Annotated in this window: 18 protein-coding genes; 7 read left to right on the top strand and 11 right to left on the bottom strand. The window is 64.6% G+C overall.

Annotated features, from left to right (window positions below):
• Positions 1–94 precede the first annotated feature (94 nt).
• The 5 genes from I6E74_RS03380 to I6E74_RS03360 form a co-directional block, all read right to left on the bottom strand.
• Positions 95–1,375: a sulfate/molybdate ABC transporter ATP-binding protein gene (locus I6E74_RS03380; protein WP_197122983.1), complete on the bottom strand. Its 1,281-nt coding sequence runs from the start codon at positions 1,373–1,375 to the stop codon at positions 95–97.
• A gap of 3 nt (positions 1,376–1,378) precedes the next feature.
• Positions 1,379–2,281 carry an ABC transporter permease gene (locus I6E74_RS03375; RefSeq protein WP_231604459.1) on the bottom strand — a complete coding sequence of 301 codons (903 nt, stop codon included), beginning with the start codon at positions 2,279–2,281 and terminating at the stop codon, positions 1,379–1,381.
• A complete protein-coding gene (gene modA, locus I6E74_RS03370) occupies positions 2,278–3,108 on the bottom strand; it encodes a molybdate ABC transporter substrate-binding protein (protein ID WP_197122981.1) in 831 nt (276 codons plus the stop codon). Before modA ends, I6E74_RS03375 begins: the two co-directional genes overlap by 4 nt.
• A 2-nt stretch (positions 3,109–3,110) precedes the next feature.
• Positions 3,111–3,524 (bottom strand): molybdopterin-binding protein, encoded by a 414-nt coding sequence (locus I6E74_RS03365; protein ID WP_197122979.1) that lies wholly within the window; start codon positions 3,522–3,524, stop codon positions 3,111–3,113.
• 223 nt (positions 3,525–3,747) lie between these two features.
• Positions 3,748–5,142, bottom strand: a complete 1,395-nt coding sequence (locus I6E74_RS03360; RefSeq protein WP_197122977.1) for an OFA family MFS transporter — start codon at positions 5,140–5,142, stop codon at positions 3,748–3,750.
• 153 nt (positions 5,143–5,295) lie between these two features.
• On the opposite strand from I6E74_RS03360, the gene I6E74_RS03355 reads away from it, so the two are divergent.
• A complete protein-coding gene (locus I6E74_RS03355; RefSeq protein WP_197122975.1) occupies positions 5,296–7,611 on the top strand; it encodes an FdhF/YdeP family oxidoreductase in 2,316 nt (771 codons plus the stop codon).
• A gap of 15 nt (positions 7,612–7,626) precedes the next feature.
• On the opposite strand, the gene fdhD is transcribed toward I6E74_RS03355, so the two are convergent.
• A complete protein-coding gene (gene fdhD / locus I6E74_RS03350; protein WP_197122973.1) occupies positions 7,627–8,478 on the bottom strand; it encodes a formate dehydrogenase accessory sulfurtransferase FdhD in 852 nt (283 codons plus the stop codon).
• 140 nt (positions 8,479–8,618) lie between these two features.
• Between fdhD and I6E74_RS03345 the strand changes: the two genes are divergently transcribed.
• Genes I6E74_RS03345 through moaC form a run of 4 tightly spaced genes read left to right on the top strand, consistent with a single transcriptional unit; the run spans position 8,619 to position 11,459 of the window.
• A complete protein-coding gene (locus tag I6E74_RS03345; RefSeq protein WP_197122971.1) occupies positions 8,619–9,248 on the top strand; it encodes a molybdenum cofactor guanylyltransferase in 630 nt (209 codons plus the stop codon).
• Complete coding sequence (locus tag I6E74_RS03340; RefSeq protein ID WP_197122969.1) at positions 9,245–9,649, top strand: DUF6457 domain-containing protein; 405 nt, start codon at positions 9,245–9,247, stop codon at positions 9,647–9,649. The genes I6E74_RS03345 and I6E74_RS03340 overlap by 4 nt, the downstream gene beginning before the upstream one ends.
• A complete protein-coding gene (gene glp, locus I6E74_RS03335) occupies positions 9,649–10,983 on the top strand; it encodes a gephyrin-like molybdotransferase Glp (RefSeq protein WP_197122967.1) in 1,335 nt (444 codons plus the stop codon). The genes I6E74_RS03340 and glp overlap by 1 nt, the downstream gene beginning before the upstream one ends.
• Entirely contained in the window at positions 10,980–11,459 is a 480-nt protein-coding gene (moaC, locus tag I6E74_RS03330; RefSeq protein WP_197122965.1) for a cyclic pyranopterin monophosphate synthase MoaC, read from the top strand. Before glp ends, moaC begins: the two co-directional genes overlap by 4 nt.
• Positions 11,460–11,519: 60 nt before the next feature.
• Here the strand turns inward: moaC and I6E74_RS03325 are convergent, their stop codons facing one another.
• The gene (locus tag I6E74_RS03325) at positions 11,520–12,029 is read right to left on the bottom strand and encodes a molybdenum cofactor biosynthesis protein B (RefSeq protein ID WP_197122963.1); all 510 of its coding nucleotides are present in this window, start codon (positions 12,027–12,029) and stop codon (positions 11,520–11,522) included.
• A gap of 53 nt (positions 12,030–12,082) precedes the next feature.
• On the opposite strand from I6E74_RS03325, the gene I6E74_RS03320 reads away from it, so the two are divergent.
• Positions 12,083–12,592 carry an N-acetyltransferase gene (locus tag I6E74_RS03320; protein WP_197122961.1) on the top strand — a complete coding sequence of 170 codons (510 nt, stop codon included), beginning with the start codon at positions 12,083–12,085 and terminating at the stop codon, positions 12,590–12,592.
• A 12-nt stretch (positions 12,593–12,604) separates the two neighbouring features.
• Here I6E74_RS03320 and I6E74_RS03315 read toward each other — a convergent pair whose 3' ends face one another.
• From I6E74_RS03315 to I6E74_RS03305, 3 genes are read right to left on the bottom strand one after another with little or no spacing between them, the layout of a single operon-like run.
• Positions 12,605–14,317, bottom strand: a complete 1,713-nt coding sequence (locus tag I6E74_RS03315) for an amidase (RefSeq protein WP_197122959.1) — start codon at positions 14,315–14,317, stop codon at positions 12,605–12,607.
• Entirely contained in the window at positions 14,314–15,402 is a 1,089-nt protein-coding gene (locus I6E74_RS03310; RefSeq protein ID WP_197122957.1) for an agmatine/peptidylarginine deiminase, read from the bottom strand. The genes I6E74_RS03315 and I6E74_RS03310 overlap by 4 nt, the downstream gene beginning before the upstream one ends.
• Before the next feature lie 2 nt (positions 15,403–15,404).
• Positions 15,405–16,766, bottom strand: a complete 1,362-nt coding sequence (locus tag I6E74_RS03305; protein WP_197122955.1) for an NAD(P)/FAD-dependent oxidoreductase — start codon at positions 16,764–16,766, stop codon at positions 15,405–15,407.
• A 56-nt stretch (positions 16,767–16,822) separates the two neighbouring features.
• Here I6E74_RS03305 and I6E74_RS03300 point away from each other — a divergent pair, with 56 nt between their 5' ends.
• Positions 16,823–17,467 carry a TetR/AcrR family transcriptional regulator gene (locus tag I6E74_RS03300; protein ID WP_197122953.1) on the top strand — a complete coding sequence of 215 codons (645 nt, stop codon included), beginning with the start codon at positions 16,823–16,825 and terminating at the stop codon, positions 17,465–17,467.
• A gap of 76 nt (positions 17,468–17,543) precedes the next feature.
• Here I6E74_RS03300 and I6E74_RS03295 read toward each other — a convergent pair whose 3' ends face one another.
• Positions 17,544–18,896: a cell wall-binding repeat-containing protein gene (locus I6E74_RS03295; RefSeq protein ID WP_197122951.1), complete on the bottom strand. Its 1,353-nt coding sequence runs from the start codon at positions 18,894–18,896 to the stop codon at positions 17,544–17,546.
• Between the last annotated feature and the right edge of the window lie 21 nt (positions 18,897–18,917).

The raw sequence follows: 18,917 nt of genomic DNA, 5'->3' as shown, positions 1-18,917 counted from the left end.
GAACAACGGGATTGTTGAGAGCGACCCCGGGCATTTCTCGGTCGCCGATGTTCGTGCCGCTGGCGGTACCGATTGGAGCACCGATGGGCGTGGCTTAGCGGCGCGGATACACCGTGATCTGAGACGGATCAACGGATGCCACGATGCGGTCCCCCGGCGCGATGTCGTGCGCGAGCAGGTCAGCCGCCGAGGCCTCGGCCGCGACGGTATCGCCCACGAGGGTGACGCGGATGCCCTTGAGGCCGGGCTCGAGCAGATCGACCGTGGCCTGCCATTCGTGCGGCAGAGGCGGGGCGGATGCGGCGGGCTCGACACGTGCGGAATCGGCGGCTCCCGGCGCTGCAGTCGCAACGCCGTCGGCCCGAGCGGCACCCCGCGACTCCCGACGCAGCGTGACCGCAGACGGCGGGAACGCGACCGAAACGTCCGCACCGACAACCGGCTCAATGCTGTCGACGGCTAGAGCACGCCCATCCGCGAGCCTCACGAGCTGGCTCGATTCGACGATTCCGTGCAGCACGTTGAGGCCGACCAGAGTGGCGGCGAACTGGTTGATGGGCTCACCGAGAACGCGGGCGACATCGCCGCTGTCGATGATGCAGCCGGCATCCATGATGGCGACGCGATCGGCCAGCACCAGGGCATCCACCACATCGTGGGTAACGACGATGGTGGCGGGTGCGGTCGGCGGTCGGCCATGGATTCCGGTGTGGACGGCGGAGACTCGGGCTGCCAGACACTCGCGCAGGAGGGTGCGCACGAGCGACGCATTCTGCACATCGAGGGCAGCCATCGGCTCGTCGAAGAGCAGTACGTCGGGTTCGGTGGCCAGCACACGGGCGATCGCCACACGCTGTTGCTGGCCGCCAGAAAGCTCGGCAGGTTTGCGAGCGGCGAACTCTGTCATCTCCACGGCATCCAGCCATTCGGATGCTCGCTCGCGCGCTTCGTCCGTTCTCATTCCGAGAGAGCGCAGCCCGAAAGCGACATTCTCGAGGGCGCTGAGATGCGGGAACAGCAGCGGGTCTTGCCCGAGCAAACCAATGCGGCGACGATGGGCGGGCACCACGGTCATACGACCGGCCCCAGTGCGCTCGCCACCGACGCGACCGCGACTAGCGGGCCCACCACCCGCGCGATCGGCAGCCCGACCGTCGGCGCGATAGGCTGCGCTCGCAACTTCGGTCAGTACCCGCCCGTCGACCGAAACCGCACCGCGCTCGGGGGCGAGCAGCCCGGCAATGACCGCGAGCAGGGTCGACTTTCCCGAGCCGTTCGGGCCCAGCAGGGCGAGCGTTTCGCCGGGCGCGACCGTGACGCTCGCGTCGAGGGTGAACGATCCGCGGCTCACCAGCATGGTGGCATCCAATGTCATCGCTCAGCGCTCCGGGGTCGGGCGCCAACTGCGCAGCAGAAGGAGGATGACGATGCCGACAACCACGAGCAGCAGCGACAGAGCGATGGCCGAATCTTGGCTCACGCCGGCGCCGTTGAACGCGGTGTAGATGGCGAGGGGCATGGTGCGGGTCGTTCCGGCGGCGTTGCCAGCGAAGAGGGCGGTGGCGCCGAATTCGCCGAGGGCGCGAGCGAAGCAGAGCACGGTTCCGGCAATGACGCCCGGCATGATGAGCGGCAGCGTGACGCGACGAAACACTGTCCAGCGCCCGGCGCCGAGAGTGGCCGCGACCAGCTCGTAGCGGGTGCCCGCGGTGCGCAGCGCGCCCTCGACGGAGATCACCAGGAACGGCAGCGCTACGAACGATTGCGCGATCACGACCGCTCCCGTCGTGAACGGAATGCTGATGCCGAACCACAGTTCGAGCACGCTGCCGACGAGCCCGTTGCGTCCGAGAAGGTACAGCAGCGCGATGCCTCCGACAAGGGGCGGCATCACGAGCGGGAGCGTCGTGAGGGCGCGCAGCAGTCCCGCCAGACGGTTGCCCGAGCGGGCGATCACGAGCGCGAGTGGAATGCCGACGATGAGGCACAACACGGTCGCGGCGAGCGCCGTCTGCAGCGATAGCCAGAGCGCCGACTGCGCCTCCTCGGAGACGATCGCGGCCGGAACGCTCGGCCAGTCGGCACGCAGAAACAACCCGACAAGAGGCAAAATCAGCAGGGCGAAACCGAGAGCCGCGGGCAGATAGAGCAGTCGCGGGATGCCGGCGCCTGCCGCTGCAGTGGTGCGGGTGCTCGCGCTTCGGCTGGCTCCGTTGCGCTTCGCCCCCGCCTCGGAGGCTCGGCTCACGGCAACCCGCGCGCTGGGCACTGGGCCGCTCATGGTGTTACGAATCCGTAGCTCGCGAGAATGGCCTGCCCCGGCGCCGAGAGCACGAAGTCCACGAAGGCGGCTGCAATCGCCGGGTGCGCGGCCTCGTTCAGCACGGCGATCGGGTAGTTGTTGCGGGCCGCGTCGGCACCATCAACCGCGACGCCCTCGACCGCTCCCGCCGCATCCCGCACGTCGGTGACATAGACGAGCCCAGCATCCACTTCGCCCAGCTCAACCTTGGTGAGCACGGCTTTCACGTTCTGCTCTTCGGTCACCGGCGTGAGGTCGACCGCGGCGGCATCGAGCAGGATGCGGGCTGCAGCACCGCACGGAACCGCGGGAGCGCACACGGCAACCTGCACGCCGGGCTCCGCCAAATCGCTCAGGGTCGTGATGTCCAGAGGGTTGCCGGGCTGCACCGCAATCTGCAATTCGTTGGTGGCGAACGCAATAGGAGCACTCGCCAGCTCGGCGCTGACCTGCTGCATCGTGGCGTCATCCGCGGAGGCGAAGACATCGGCCGGCGCACCCTCGCTGATCTGGGTGGCGAGAGTAGAGGAGCCGTCGAAGGAGATCGGCGCGATGGTGACGCCGGGGTTCTCGGCGCTGAATGCCTCGGCCAGCTCGGTGAACGACGCGGTCAACGATGCCGCAGCATAAATCGTGAGCTCACCCTGAAGGGCACCGTCCGCTGACGTGGATGCCGGTGCCGGCTCAGTTGCCGAGCATCCAGAAAGCCCCACGATGCCCGCAATCGCGACGGCGGCGACCGTTGTCAGCAGGTGACCTCGATGGCGCCCATCCCAGCCCTGCCACCGCTGCCGCACCGTCCCCATCACTAGGAGTTGTCTTTCGGCGCCTCGACCACGACCATCGTCGCCTTCACGACGGCGACCGCGAGCGAACCAATTTCGAGCTTTAAGTCGCGCACCGCTTCCGTCGACATGAGCGACACGATGCGATGCGGGCCGCACTGCAGCTCGACCTGCGACATGACGGTGTCGCTCAGGATGCCCGTGACGAGCCCGACCATGCGGTTGCGCGCGCTGCTTTCTGAGCCGGATCCCGCTGCGGCCTGTTGGGCTTGCTGCGCCCGCTCTTGAGCACGCTGCGCGAGGTCCGCGCCATCGATGACCTGGCGACCGGCGTCGTCAAGCGACACCGGCAGGCCATCGTTCGCGATCCAGCGTCGCAGGGTGTCGTCACTGACTCCGAGGAGCCCTGCGGCCTCGCTAATCCGATATTGCGCCATAAAACACAGCATAACACCGCAACTGCGGAACTTTCAGGGCTTTTACCCCGCTTCTTCGATGCGCTGCCGTCGCTTTTCCACGGGTTGCCGGACGTTTGCCTGCTGCTTGCCGCCGCTTGCTCAGCCGAACAGTGCCGAAGCCTTCGTCATGGTCTGAAATACGCCGTAGAGCAACGGAATGCCGACGAGCGCCCAGACGATCGCGAGTTGTGCTTTCTTCATCTCAGGCCTCCGCGGAAATGGTGAGGCCTTTAGACCCCGCTGTGGATGGTTCATGGAAGGTGGAATGTACGGGCCGCACCATGAGGTTGGCGATGAAGCCCACGACAAGCAGTCCGACCATGGTCAGCAGAGCGGGCTGGTACGCCGCGGCGGTCAGCTCGCCAGGCGCACCCTGAGCGTCCAAGAAGGAGTTCACGATCAGTGGACCAGCAATGCCAGCCGCTGACCAGGCAGTCAGCAGTCGACCATGGATAGCGCCCACCTGGAACGTGCCGAAGAGGTCACGCAAGTAGGCCGGCGCCGTGGCGAAACCGCCGCCGTAGAACGAAATGATGACGAAAGCGAGTGCCACGTACAGTGCCGTCGTGTTGGAGCCAACGAGTGCCAGCAATACGTACAGAATCGCGCCCACTCCGAGGTAAATCATGTAAATGTTCTTGCGCCCGGTGACATCTGACGTGGACGACCACACGAACCGGCCGCCCATGTTGGCGATCGACAGCAGACCGACGAAGCCACCGGCTACCGCGGCCGTGACCAAGGACTGCCCGTCGGCTTGACGGAAGAAGTCCTGAATCATCGGCGCCGCTTGTTCAAGGATTCCGATGCCCGCCGTGACGTTACAGAAGAGCACGATCCACACGAGCCAGAACTGGCGGGTCTTGATCGCGTTGTTCGCTGAGACGTGGTTACTAGTGACGAGCGCCTTCGCCTTGACCTTCGACGGGTCGAAGCCGGCTGGCGTCCAGCCCTCGGCAGGCACCCGAATCGTGAACGCGCCGAACATCATGTACGCGAGATAAATGAGCCCGAGCGTGAGGAACAACTTGCCAACGGCGTCACCACTGGCAACCCAGCCCTCGGTTCCCGCGTTGGGATCGTAGAGCGCAAGCAATGCCGTAGAAACGGGGCTGGCGATGAGCGCGCCACCGCCGAATCCCATAATCGCCATGCCCGTGGCGAGGCCGGGACGGTCAGGGAACCACTTAATCAGGGTCGACACCGGCGAGATATAGCCGATCCCGAGTCCAATACCGCCGATGAAGCCGTAGCCGACGTAGACCAACCACAGCTGGTTGGAGAAGACGCCAAGCGATCCGATCAAGAATCCGCCCGACCAGAACAGCGCGGCGACAAACATCGCCTTGCGCGGGCCACTGCGGTCTACCCACGTTCCCATGATCGCGGCCGACAATCCGAGCATGACGATGGCGATCGAGAAGATGACGCCGATCTGAGTGAGACTCGCGTCGAAGTGATCAACGAGTGCAGTCTTGTAAACGCTTGTGGCGTATGCCTGACCGATACTCAGATGCACTGCCAGCGCGGCCGGCGGAACAAGCCAGCGATTGAAACCGGGAGGGGCTATGGTGTGTTCTCGGTCAAGCCAGCTCATGGATGGTCTCCTCGTCGCACTAAGCGTGTCAAACAGCAACGCTGCTGTCGGCAAATCGGCCGCGAACCACAGGCTAGCAATTAACTGATCAATCTTTAGGTATCAGACCAAGATTGTGCACAAATTCTCATTGATTGCAGGCAGTATGGGGACATGACACGTGGAGCCCCGGTTGACGACATCAATGAAGACGACCTGCTGGTCAAGAAACCGAAGAAGTCGGCGGCCGGCGTTGAAGCCGTGCTCGTGGCACTGGATCGGGGAATCGCGCAGGCCGGCGTGACCCGCACCGCGCGCTCCTTGCTGCGGCTGAACCAACGCGATGGCACAGACTGCCCCGGCTGCGCCTGGCCGGAATCGCAAGGTCACCGCAAGGTTGCCGAGTTCTGCGAAAACGGCGCCAAGGCCGTCGCCGAAGAGAGCACGCTGCGCACCGTGACCCCGGAGTTTTGGGCAGAACACTCGATCGAAGAGCTGTCGGACAAGACCGAGTACTGGCTCGGCAACCAGGGCCGCATCACGCATCCGGTTGTCATCCGCCCCGGCGATACCCACTACTCGCAGATCTCCTGGAACGACGCCTTCGAACTCATCGGCGAGAAGATCCGCGCCACGACTCCCGAGCGCACCGTCTTTTACACCTCCGGCCGCACGGCCAATGAGTCGGCGTTTCTGTACCAACTCTTCGCGCGCTCGATCGGCACCAATAACCTGCCGGACTGCTCGAACATGTGCCACGAATCATCCGGTTCCGCCCTGAACCCCACGATTGGTATCGGTAAAGGCACAGTCTCGCTCGAAGACATCCATGAGGCTGAGCTCATCTTTGTGATTGGCCAGAACCCCGGCACGAACCACCCGCGGATGCTGTCGGCCCTGGCCGAATGCAAAGACAACGGTGGCAAGATCGTCGCCGTCAACCCGCTCCCCGAAGCCGGGCTCTTCAACTTCAAGGATCCGCAGACACCCAAGGGAGTCGTCGGTGGCGGCACCAACTTGGCCGACGAGTTTCTCCAGATCAAGGTCGGTGCCGACCTCGCGCTCTTCCAGGCCCTCGGTCACCTGCTTCTGGAGGAAGAGGAGCGGGTTCCCGGCTCCGTAGTTGACCACGAGTTCATCGCAGCGAACACCGACGGCATCGATGCCTACCGTGCCGCACGCAAGACCATCGACTGGGACGAGACCGAAGCAGCGACCGGCCTGTCTCGCCTCGAGATCGCCAAGGTTGCTCAGATGATGGTCGAGTCGAAGGCCACGATCATCTGCTGGGCGCTCGGCCTCACGCAACAGCCTCACTCCGTGAACACGCTCAAGGAGATCATCAACCTGCTCCTGCTGCAGGGGAACTTCGGCAAGCCCGGCGCCGGTGCGTGCCCCGTGCGCGGCCACTCGAATGTGCAGGGCGACCGCACGATGGGCGTGTGGGAGAAACCTCACGAGTGGATGTTGGATGCCCTCGACAAGGAATTCGGAATCGCTTCGCCCCGCGAGCACGGCTTCGACTCGGTCGACACCGTTGAGGCATTCGAGAACGACAACGTCGACGTGTTCGTCTCGATGGGCGGAAACTTTGCGCTCGCCGCCTCGGACACCGAAGCGCTCGGTAACGCGTTGCAGCGGGTGGGCCTGACCGTTCACGTCTCAACCAAGCCCAACCGCTCGCATGTCGTGCACGGCCTCACCTCGCTAATTTTGCCCACGCTAGGTCGCACCGACACCGACGACAAGCATCCGAGCGGCCGTCAGGTGCTGTCGGTCGAAGACTCCATGTCGGTAGTGCGCACCACTCAAGGCCGACTCAAGCCGGTGTCAGATCACCTGCTCGCGGAACCCGTGATCATCGCCCGCATGGCCATCGCCACCCTGGGCGAGGATCACCCGGTGGACTGGAAAGCGATGGCCGAGGACTACGACGTCATCCGCGACCACATCTCCCGCGTGCTGCCGGGCTTCGTCGACTTCAACACCCGCCTGAGGACCAAGAACGGTTTCGTGCTGCCTAACCCGCCCCGCGACTCCCGCAGCTTCGCCACCGACATCGGGCTCGCCCGCTTTACGGTGAGCCCGCTCGAGTATCTGACACCGCCTCCCGGACACTTGATTCTGCAAACGATGCGCAGCCACGACCAGTACAACACCACGTACTACGGGCTGGATGACCGCTACCGCGGCATCTCGGGTGGCCGCCGCGTCATCCTCATCAACAAGGACGATGCCGCCGAAATGGGGTTCGCCGACCGGGACCTCGTGGATGTCATCAGCACGTTCCAAGGTCAGGAGCGCCGGGCAGACAAGTTCCGCCTTGTCTTCTATCCGACTCCGCGGGGATGCGCGGCAGCGTACTTTCCGGAGGCGAACAACCTCGTGCACCGCGAACTGGTCGCTCGCGAATCGAATACGCCCGGCTATAAGGCGATGGCGGTGCGATTCATCCCAGCGGTGGAAGACGACGCCCCGCAGATGAGCTAGCGCGGGGCGGGCCGCCTAGTTCGCGTCGGCCGACTCATTCTGCACAATGCGTTCTTGCCCGGCATAGAGCACCATCGATTGTCCGCGGAGGAAGCCGACCAGCGTCATGCCAACCTCCTCGGCAAATTCTGCGGCCAGCGACGACGGTGCCGACACTGCAGCCAGAACCGGGATCCCCGCCATCATGGCCTTCTGCGCGAGTTCGAAGCTCGCGCGGCTCGACACCATGAGCACGATGCCCGACAGCGGCAGCAGATTCTGTTTAACGGCCCAGCCGATGACCTTGTCGACAGCGTTGTGGCGCCCCACATCCTCGCGCGCGACCAACATCTCCCCGGTCGCGCCATCGAACAGCGCCGCCGCGTGCAATCCGCCCGTCTTCTCGAATACGTCTTGCGCCTCGCGCAGCTTCTCGGGGAACGTGGTCAGCAGCTCGGCGTCGACTCGCGCGGCATCCTCGGCTACAGAGAACGCCGATTTGGTGCGTACGGCGTCGATGCTTGCCTTGCCGCACAGTCCGCAGGAACTGGTCGTGAGGAACGACCGCTCCAAGCTCGGATCGGGTGCCGGCACGCCCGGTGCCAAGGTGACATCAACGACGTTGTAGGTGTTCACTCCGTCGACGGTGGCACCGGCGCAGTAGCGAGCGGCAAAGAAGTGCTCGCCCGAGGTGATGATCCCCTCGGAGACAAGAAACCCCGCGACGAGGTCAAAGTCGTCACCGGGAGTGCGCATTGTCACGGCAAGCGAGCGCCCGTTGACGCGCATCTCGAGCGGCTCCTCCACTGCGAGTACATCCTCCCGGGATACCGGAGGCGAACCGATAGTGACTCGGGTGATCTTGCGTCGTGCCGTGATTCTGTTCACGCTGCCTGCCTCCTCCTGAGCTTCACAATTTCTGCGCGAGCCCTGAGCCGAGACTATCTCGGTGGAGGTGCTGAGGGCAGCAGCGGCCGACACTCGCGCCGCATAGTGACGCTGATTCCGCCGTCACTTAGAGTGGCTGCATGCTGATCGATGCAGCGGTGCTTGCCGGAGGTCGCTCATCCCGCTTGGGGAGGGTCGCGAAAGCAGCACTCCACGTGGACGGCCGTAGCCTTCTCGACCATGCTCTCGCTGCGGCATCCAGAGTCGCGCGTACCTGCGTCGTCGTCGGCCCCATCGATCCCGACCTCGTGGACACTACGGTGTTCATTACGCGCGAGGATCCGCCCTTTTCGGGGCCCGCTGCTGCGGTCGGCGCCGGCGTGCACCACCTCTCTGCCAACGCCACTGCCGAGAGCGACGCCATCCTCGTGCTTGCCTGCGACATGCCGGGCATTGCCGCCCAGGTGCCAGCACTAGTCGACGCACTCGCTGCCGCCCCCGCCGACGTGGATGGCGTGATCTCCGTCGATGCGACTGGCTACCGTCAGCCGCTTGCCTGCCTGTATCGCCGCCGCGCTCTGATCAGCGCCCTCTCGCGGTTCGACGCCGACAGCCTCAACGGACTCTCGATGCGAAAATTGATTGAGCCGCTCACCCTGATGCCCGTGATGGCTTCGCCCGGAGCCACCGATGATGTTGATACGTGGGAAGACGCAGCTCGCCTCGGCGCCACCGATCCGACCGCAGAAACGGAAGAAGCCGCACAATGAACTCCGAAGAACGCCAACGTCTCGACGACTGGGCCGCGCACCTCAGCAGCGAGCTGGGCATCGCCAGCGATGAGTTTCGTGCCGCAATGGATGTCGATGGGATTCTGGATCTCGCCGGCGTCGCCGCGCACACGGTGATCCGGCCAGCGGCTCCCGTGACGACGTTTCTGGTCGGCTACGCGGCGGGGCTCGCTGCCGCTGCCGGAACCGACCCGTCCTCGGCCATGCGAAGCGCGGATGCGTTATCGAGAGCCGCGCTTGCCGCCGCGAGCAACGCTGGCCAGGCCGCTGCTGCTGCCGCTCCTCCTCCTGCTGTGTCGTCGTCGGACTTGGCACCGGAGTCGTCGGCATCATCCGGCTCAGCACAGTCAGGCTCAGCACCGTCAGGCTCGGCAGAATAATGGCGGCCTCCCCCGCGTCGATCAGCATCGAGGAGCACCTCGCCCGCGTTCTGGCCAACGTCGCGCCATTGCCGATTGTCAGCGTCCCGATCGCGCAGGCGTTGGGCCTCACCCTCGCCGCCGACGTGCACGCCGCGGTCGATGTTCCCAGTTTCGATAACTCCGCGATGGACGGTTATGCGCTCCGACGAGCGGATGCCATCTCCGCCACGACTGAGACACCGATAGCGCTCCGTGTGGTCGCTGACCTTCCGGCAGGCTCCGCCGAGAATCCGTCATTGCAGCCCGGCGAGGCTGCCCGGATCATGACTGGTGCCGCAGTGCCCACTGACGCGGACTGCATCGTGCCCATCGAAGACACCGATGAGGGCACCGACACCGTTCTCATTTTTCGCGCCCCGAAACCCGCCGCCCACATCCGGCGCACGGGTACCGATGTGCGCCTGGGCGACCCGGTACTGACGGCAGGGCGCGTTCTCGGCGCGCGTGATCTGGCTGCCGCAGCGGCATCCGGAGTCAGCACGCTGTCGGTTCAGCCCGCACCGCGCGTCGGTGTGCTCTCGACCGGAACTGAACTGCGCAAGCCCGGGGAGCCGCTGGAGCGTGGCCAGATTCACGACTCGAACTCGCTTCTTTTGGCGGCGATGATCACCGAGTGCGGCGGCATCCCCGTTCAACTGGGCTCGGTTGCCGACGACGATGATGCTCTGCGCGAGATGCTCGAGAACCATGCACCCGACGTGGATGCCTTTGTCACCTCGGGCGGAGTGAGCGTCGGCGCGTATGACGTCGTGAAGGCAGTGCTCGCCCCGCTTGGAGTCTGGTTCGGACCGGTGCGGATGCAGCCGGGCAAGCCCCAAGGGTTCGGCCGGTTCCCTGTTGGCCGGGTTCCCCTCGGTGGCCCTGCTGGCGACGCTGGTAGCGACCACGACTACGACCGCAGCAGCAACAGCAACAGCAACGACAGCAGTAGCGACGTCGCCGGGCCGCTGATCTTTGCCCTGCCCGGCAATCCCGTGAGCGTCTTCGTCTCCTTCGAGGCATTCGTGCGCCCCGCGCTGCTCGCGATGGCCGGGCGCGCTGCGATCATGCGCCCGACGATCACCGCTACCGTCAGCACGGGCTGGCGCAGCCCCGCGGGGCGGGCGCAATCCATGCCCGCCGTCGTCGAACAGGATGAGGCGGGTGCAGCATCCGTTCGTCCTGCGAGCGCGGGCGGTGCCGGTTCCTATCTCGTCGCGAGTCTGGCTGGCGCAAACGCCCTGGCCTTCGTGCCCGAAGATGTGACCGAGGTACGCGAAGGCGACCTGCTGGCTGTCACACTGGTGTCATGAGCGAACAGCCTTTCACGCACCTCAATTCCGCTGGCAAAGCCCGGATGGTGGATGTCACCGCTAAGACCCCGACCGTGCGCGAAGCGACGGCGGAGGGTTTCGTTCGCTGCTCCCCCGTGATCATCGACGCGCTGCGCGCGGGCAACGCTCCCAAGGGTGACATTCTCGCGGTCGCACGCATCGCCGGCATCCAAGCCGCCAAGCGCACCGCCGAACTGCTGCCGCTCGCTCACATCATCGGGGTGCACGGCGCGACCGTCGACCTTGAAGTGACGGATGACGGAGTCGCCGTAACCGCGACCGTGCGCACGGCAGACCGCACGGGCGTGGAGATGGAAGCCATGACCGCCGTGTCGGTCGCTGCTCTCGCGATCGTCGACATGGTCAAGGGTATGGACAAGACCGTGCAGATTGAGAACGTGCGGTTGCTCGCGAAGTCGGGCGGACGTTCTGGGGATTGGCGTCGCCCGGAGTAGGTCGCCCGAGCGCCCTCGCACCCGGCGTTCTGTATCCGGCTGCCGAATGAAACTCGTTAGCTAGTGATCTCCGCCATCGAGCTGCTCGAGGATGTGGCCGATCAGCGGCGCAACCACCGCGAGCCCCTCTTCAACGGCTTTGGTTGAACCGGGCAGGTTCACCACGAGAGCATCACCCGCGATGCCGACCAGGCCGCGGCTCAGCACCGCCATCTTCGTGTGGCGTGCACCTTCGCGCCGCAACTCTTCGGCGATGCCGGGAATCTCTCGCGTGAGCACGGGCCGGGTTCCTTCGGGCGTGAGATCCCGGGGTGCCACTCCGGTTCCACCACTCGTGATGACGATGCGGGCACCAGCGGCGAGCGCGGCCCGGATGCCGGCAGTGACTGATTCCGCGCCATCCGGAATCACCGTTAACGACACCGCATAGCCCTGCGCCGTGAGCAGCTCGACCGCGCGCGGCCCCGAGGTATCAGCTCGCTCGCCGCGAGCGCTGCGGTCAGAGACGGTGATGACGGCGGCGGGGACTGCCTCAACATCGCTGCCCTTGCCACTGTGAATGTGAACCATACCTGCAACGGTACGGCAGGCTGCGTGCCCGGCCCGCAACTAAGATTCAGAACATGCGCGAGCCACAGTTTTCGATCCGACGAACGGAGCCAGCAGACTGGCGTGAAGTTCGCGATCTTCGCTTGGAGATGCTCGCTAATACCCCGATTGGTTTTGCCGAGCACCTTGAGGATGCGCGGCGCGCCACGGAAGCAGAATGGCAGCGGCGCGCTGTTCGCGGGCAGAACTCGTTGGCCATTGCTGTCGCCGCCATCACCACAGACGGCAGGTGGATCGGCACGATGGGGTGCTATATCCCTGACGCAAAAACGGGCCCGCTCCTTGTGGGTGTCTACGTCACCCCCGATTTTCGTGGCCGGAAAGCTGGCGTGACGGATGCCCTACTTACGACCATCGAGCAGTGGGCTTTCCAGTACGGCAGCACCCTCACCCTCGGCGTGCACGAAGACAACGCTCGAGCGCGTGCCGCCTACGAAAACCGCGGCTTCACCCTAACGAGGCACACGGTGCCGTACATTCTCGATAGGTCCCGACGCGAACTCGAAATGATCAAGCAGCTTTAGGGCGCGACCCGCTTAGTCGACCAGCGGGGGTGTTCGCGGCGGCGCCACCCGACGCTGCGACACCGCTTCATACGCGACGCCGATGCGCAGCAGGTCGAGGTCGGAGTACGCGGCTCCCGCGAAGGTGATTCCCACGGGCATCCGGATGTCGTCCATGAGCCCCATAGGAACAGTCACGGTCGGGATGCCCAGGTGCCGAATCGCGAGGTTGCCGTTCGCGACCCAGACGCCGTTTCGCCAGCCCGCTTCCGCCGTGGCGGGGTTAGTGCCCATATCGGCGGCTCCCACATCGGCGACCGCGGGGAACGCTACGGCGTCGAGCTCGTTGGCGCGCATCCACTCTTCGAGGTCAATGCGGCGAGTTTCTTCGAGGCCGCGTACGCCACTTTCGAGCTCGGGGATATCGGTGAATGCCGCATACGGGTGGTCGCGCACCTGAGTCGGATACACCGCGATGTCGTCTTCGAAGCCGTCGTAGTGATCGTGCGGAGTGCCCGGCGTGACCGGGAAAATCGTGCTGCCGTCGACCCCGACGATGGTGTCGAAGTTCGGGTCGCCGTTGGCCTGCAGAAAGTCTTCCCACGCCCACGCCGAGAGATCGACGATTTCGCGCTTCAAGAACTCCGGGCTCACGAGACCGCGAGTTGCGATCGTGGGGGCTCCGGCGCGGTCTGCTTCGTAGTTCGAGACGGCGGGAAAGTCGACCTCCACCACGGTGGCGCCAGCGGCTTCGAGGTCGCTGCGCGCTTCGTCGAACAGGGTCAGGATGCTCGGGCGGGTGTCGATCGCGGTTCCTGTCGGGCCGCCTACTCCGCGCGTGCCTGAGCCCGCCTCGGTATCGCGGTTGATGTACATCCGGGGGATGCCGAAGCGCTTGCCCGCCAACGGCAGCTCCGCATCGTCAGCCAGCAGCGACAAATACGTCTCGGGTCGCCCACTCGACGCCGCCGGGATCTCTACCCACGGCTGCGAGCGCCAAAAGTCGCCCCGAGCATCCGCATCGTCGAACACGATCACGTCGAGCACGGCGAGCAAGTCGGCCATCGTGCGGGTGTGCGGCACGACGACGTCCATGGTGGGAACGAGCGGCCAGTTGCCACGCACCGAAATCACGCCGCGCGAGGGCGTGTAAGCGCACAGTGCATTGTTGGATGCCGGCGCCCGACCGCTCGACCAGGTCTCTTCGCCGAGGCCGAAGGCGGCAAAACTCGCGGCCGTCGCGGTGCCCGATCCGTTCGACGATCCCGAGCCATAGGCGGCGGTCAGGTACTCGGCGTTGTAGGGGCTCTCGGCACGACCGTAGACGCCGGGCTGCATTCCGCCATTGGCCATCGGGGGCATGTTAGTGAGGCCGAGGCAGATTGCTCCCGCAGCGCGCAGGGCACCGATCGTGGCGGCATCCCGCATCGCCATCAGATCGGCGAAGGCGGGGCTGCCCGCCGCAGCGGTGAGCCCGCGGTGCAGGTAGCTGTCTTTGGCCGTATACGGGATGCCGTCGAGTGGCCCCCGCAACTGACCAGCGGCCCGACGCGCATCCGATTCGCGCGCTTCGGCGAGCGCCTCGGAGTTGGGAACCACGACGGCGTTGAGCAGAGGACCGCTGCGGTCATAGCGGTCGATGCGCGCAAGGTACGCGGTGACGAGTTCTTCGCTCGTGAGAGTTCCTGCCGCGAGCGCCACTTGCAGTTCGGCTATCGAGGCTTCAACGACATCGAAGGTTCTCATACGATTGCTCCCGGTTCTTGCGCGGAAGCAGCGCCGTCTGCGCTCACACTAACTCCGGGCACTTTCGGCTGCTGCTGGGTGATGCAATGGATGCCTCCGCCGCGCGCGAAGATTTCGCGGGAGTCGACCATCTGCACGGTTCGGCCGGGATACGCGTCGGCCAGAATCTCGGCGGCTCGGGCATCCGCGACTTCATCGGCGAAGCCACAACCGATGACTCCCCCGTTGACCACGAGGTGGTTGACGTAGCTGTAGTCGACGAAGCCATGATCGTCTCGCAGCAGGGCGGGTGCGGGCAGCTCGACGATTTCAAAGGCGCGACCGGCGGCATCCCGCTGGCTCTCGAGGCTAGCCCGAATCTCGGCCATCGCCTGATGGTCCGGATGCTCAGGGTTGGGCTGGGCGTGCAGCAGAACGCGCCCGGGCGATGCGATTGTCGCGACGATGTCGACGTGCCCGTTGGTGCCGAAGTCGTCGTAGTCGCGCGTCAGTCCACGCGGCAGCCAGACGGCGTGCGTTGCCCCAATCGTGCGCAGCATCTCGCTCTCGACGCGGGCGCGATCAGCGAGCGGATTACGGCGCGGGTCGAGCTGCACCGTGTCGGTGAGTAAGACTGTGCCTTCACCATCGACGTGTAGTCCGCCGCCCTCGGCAACCAGCAGCGAGCTAACAAGTTCGGCACCCGCAGCTTCCGCGACGAAACGACCGATCTCAGCCGACTTCGCCCACTCGGCCCACTCGGGAGCACCCCAGCCGTTGAAGATCCAGTCGACGGCGCCGAGAACACCCGGCCGCTCATCGTCGAGCACGAACGTGGGCCCGATGTCACGCATCCAAAACTCGTCGAGCGGTGCTTCGAGCAGCTCAATACTGCTGGCGAGCATCCGCCGAGCACGAAGCATTTCGGTCGGATCAACGACCATCGACACCGGCTCGAACTCCGCGACAACATTCGCAACATCAGCCCACGCGGCGTAGCCGAGTTCGCGTTCGGAGTCAGTCGCGCCGAGCGTTTCGCCGACGCGCGGGAACGCCATCCACGTGCGCTCATGCTCAGCGGTTTCGGATGGCATTTTCCAGCTCATGGCTAGCCTTTCGCCGTTTCAATAATGGTGGATGCCAACCGCTGCCCCACCCGAATAGCACCGTCAACGTGCTGGTAGCCTTCAGCCGCGAGGTCGCTGGAGCCGAACTGAATCGGACCAACCGGCTCAAGCTGCAGCGCGCCGTAGCGCGTGAGTCCGCCGAGGTCGAAGCTTGCGGCGTAGGCGCCGCGGGTCCACTCTTCGGAGGCCCAGTCGCTTTCGTAATACACGGCGGGGGTCAATGCTTCGTCGCCGTAATAGGTAGCGAGCGATTCGAGGATGCGCTGCTTGCGGTCGGCAGGATCAAGCGTGAACAGTTCGTCGGCCTTCTCCCCCGACACAAAGCCCACGAGAGTGCCGCGATCTTCGCCGTGGTTGGTGTTGTCGTAGGCCTCGTGCACGATTTGGTATGGGCTAAAGGCTGTACCGGAAAGCCCGGCCGCGCGCCAGAACGGGGTCGCATAGGTCGCGTGCACCTTGATGACGAGACCGAGGGAGGAGTGCTGCTGCATTTGCTGGCGCATCCGTGGAAGGGCAGGAACGTAGTCGATGCGGTCGTAGAGGTTCGGCGGTACGGCAACGATCACGTGCTGCGCGCGCACCGTGAGTTCGTCGCTCGTGACCGTCGCGCCCGCGGCGTCCCATTCGATCTGGCGAACGGGCTGCGAAAGGCGAACGACGTCGCCACCCAGGGCGTCGGCCATGAGCAGCGGAACCTGCTGAAGCCCACCGACCACGCGCTTATCGAGGATGAAGTCGGCGTCAACGAGGTTGCTGAAGCTGCCTGCGCTGGCTGCCATGAGCAGAGCCTGCAACAGCGAGAACGAGTGGGCGGGCTTGGTGAGCATTGCTTCGGCAACGTAGAGCGCAATGTTGTCGACAGCTTCCGCATCCGCGCTCTGGCTTTCGAGCCAGCTGCGGTACGAGATGCGGTCAAATTCTGCGGCCCGCGGATGCTCCCACGGAGCCTGAAGGTCGAGCTCAGCCACGAGGCCGTCAAGCAACGCGATCAGTCGAGTGATCTCGGCTTCGGTTGCTTCGCCGGCGGGGAAGATGTCCCCGGTGAAGCGACGCGCAACGCCATCGCGAGAAACATAGACGCTGTCACCTTCGCGGTAGCGGGAGTAGGTTTCGAGGCCGAGTTCGGCGAGCATGTCGATGAGTGCGGTTTGGTCAGGCGAAACCCACTGGCCGCCGATCTCATACATCTGCCCATCGATGTCGTTCGTCCAGAGACGACCACCAATGCGGTCGCGAGCTTCGAGCACGATGACGCTCTTGCCCGCGCGAACGAGACCCCTCGCTGCGGTGAGGCCGGTGGCGCCGGCTCCGACGATGACGACGTCTCGCTGAATGGTGTTCATGATATTCATTATTGATCACCTACTCAATAAGAGTCAATAGCGGCTACACTTTTGCCATGGCAGCAGGCACTACTCGACGGCGGAACCCCGCCGAGCGCGCCCTCGAAGTGCGCGAAGCGGCGAAGACGCTCGCGCTGACTCGCGGGCTTGCCGCCATCTCGCTCCGCAACCTTGCCACCCACTGCGGAGTTACCGCCCCGCTCATCGCCCACTATGAGCCGAACATGGATGCCCTCGTCGCCTCCACCTTCGCAGCCATCGCGGAGCAAGAAATCGCTGAAGTCAGCCTTCACGCCCTGGCACCCGACGACACCCTCGACCAGCTTCGAGCCCTCATCAGCGCTCTCGCCGACCCCGCCCGCGACAACGTCGGCGAAGTGTGGTGTGACGCGTGGAGCCTCGGCCGCAAAAACGAGCCTCTCGCCGAAGCAGCCCGCCACTCAATGGATTCCTGGCACGCGCTCGCCATCGGGATCATCCGCACTGGTCAGAATGGCGGACGATTTGCCGCGATCGCGCCCGAGCGTGCAGCCCTGGTTCTCTTCGCCCTCGTGGATGCCACGGCCTCCTACCAGCTCGTCAACTTCCGCAGCCGCGAAACCCGCGACGCTCTCGTGCGGGAAACCCTCGAAGACATGCTCGACGTGTCGCTAAGGATCAACGAAGACGCTCGAAACCCCAGCAACAAACCGACCGTTTAGTATTCCGCGCGTCACACTCCGCACGCACAACAAAGCCCCGCATTCGTTGAGAATACGGGGCTTATGTTGGTCCTCACTACTTGCAGACCGTCAGCTTCGCGACTCCACTGCCGAGAGCTGCCGTTCCTCCAAGCAGAACTCGACTGGAGGTGTCAAAGTCATTCAAATTGCTCACAACGCCCTTCGGAACACAGTTCCCCGGCACCACATACAAGGGAGCCGATGTGCCGCCCGCGAGCGCGGCGCCAGCGAGTGCATCCGCGAACCCGGTGCCAACGGCGAAGAAGGCGCGTGGTGCGGTGTCGAAGCTTGCGTCGTTTATTGCCTCCGAAGTTCCATACCGGTCGGAGCCGGAGTAGCGAGTGACCTTCGTGACGCCAGGCTGCGCATCCAAAGCCTTGAACACTTTGCTGGAGATCACACCGGTGCCTCCCGCAATCACAATTTTCGAAACATCAAGTCGATCGATGAGTTTGGCCGTTGCCGAGTCGACACCACTACCCGTGCCGTTGATCAGGATGACCGGGCTACCGGAATTTCCCGCTGCAGCACTGGCGCTGAGCGCGTCTGGGTAGTTGGCACCCGTGGCGAAGAACGCCGTGTCTGCGCCATCAGGAAACGCTCGTTGGATCACGATGCGCGACGTCTGGTAACGGTTTGAGCCACCATCGCGTCGAATTTCGGGTGCCAGCGCTGCGAGCTGCTTGTAGATGGAACTCGACAGCACGCCGGTTCCGCCCACGACGACAATGAGATCCGGATCTAGCCGTTTGATCTCATTCTTCACCACCGTCGGCAACCCCGTGGGAGGTGTCAGCAGGAGCGGACCGCCCTGCTTAGCTGCGGCAGGCGCCGCGCTGAGAGCGTCAGGATAGTCCGCACCGGTTGCAACGTACACAACGCTGACTCCCGGGTCGAACTCCTGTGAGATCGCGACCGCCGTCGAATAGCGGTCGGAGCCCGAAAGGCGTTCAACCCCGCTCGGCAGCGTGATGTCTGGAACGCTTGCCCCATACTTGGCGAAGTTTTGGACCGCCCACGTGGTTCCGCCGGAGGTCACGAAAGCGATTCCAATGTCGGTGTAGTCACCCATGATGTTGGCTCGATGTCCCGCAGAGTCCATCCACGCATCGTGCACGGCCGTCGCCGACGGCCAGCCGCGGGCAACATTCTCGCCCGCTCGAGTCCATCCACTAGGGATTTGGCTTGAGTACGAAGGGTTGTGAGTCATCGCGCCGTTGGCAGCCATTTGGTACGCCCACTTCGACGACACCGAGCTGAGCGAAGAATTGAGTTTCAGAGGCCCAAGCCCCTCAGCCGCTCTCGCCTCATTCACGAGGCTGAGAATCGTGCTCTCCCCTGCTGCCTCGGCTGGCGATGGCGTCGAAAGCGCTAGGCCAGAAGCCAACACCCCAATGATCGCAAGCATGCCAAACGCGCGGACGACTGT

The organism is Salinibacterium sp. SWN139 (genome assembly GCF_015864625.1).
Lineage (GTDB): Bacteria > Actinomycetota > Actinomycetes > Actinomycetales > Microbacteriaceae > Rhodoglobus.
The sequence above is the reverse complement of the archived record's forward strand: the minus strand, read 5'-3'. Positions and strand labels throughout refer to the sequence as shown.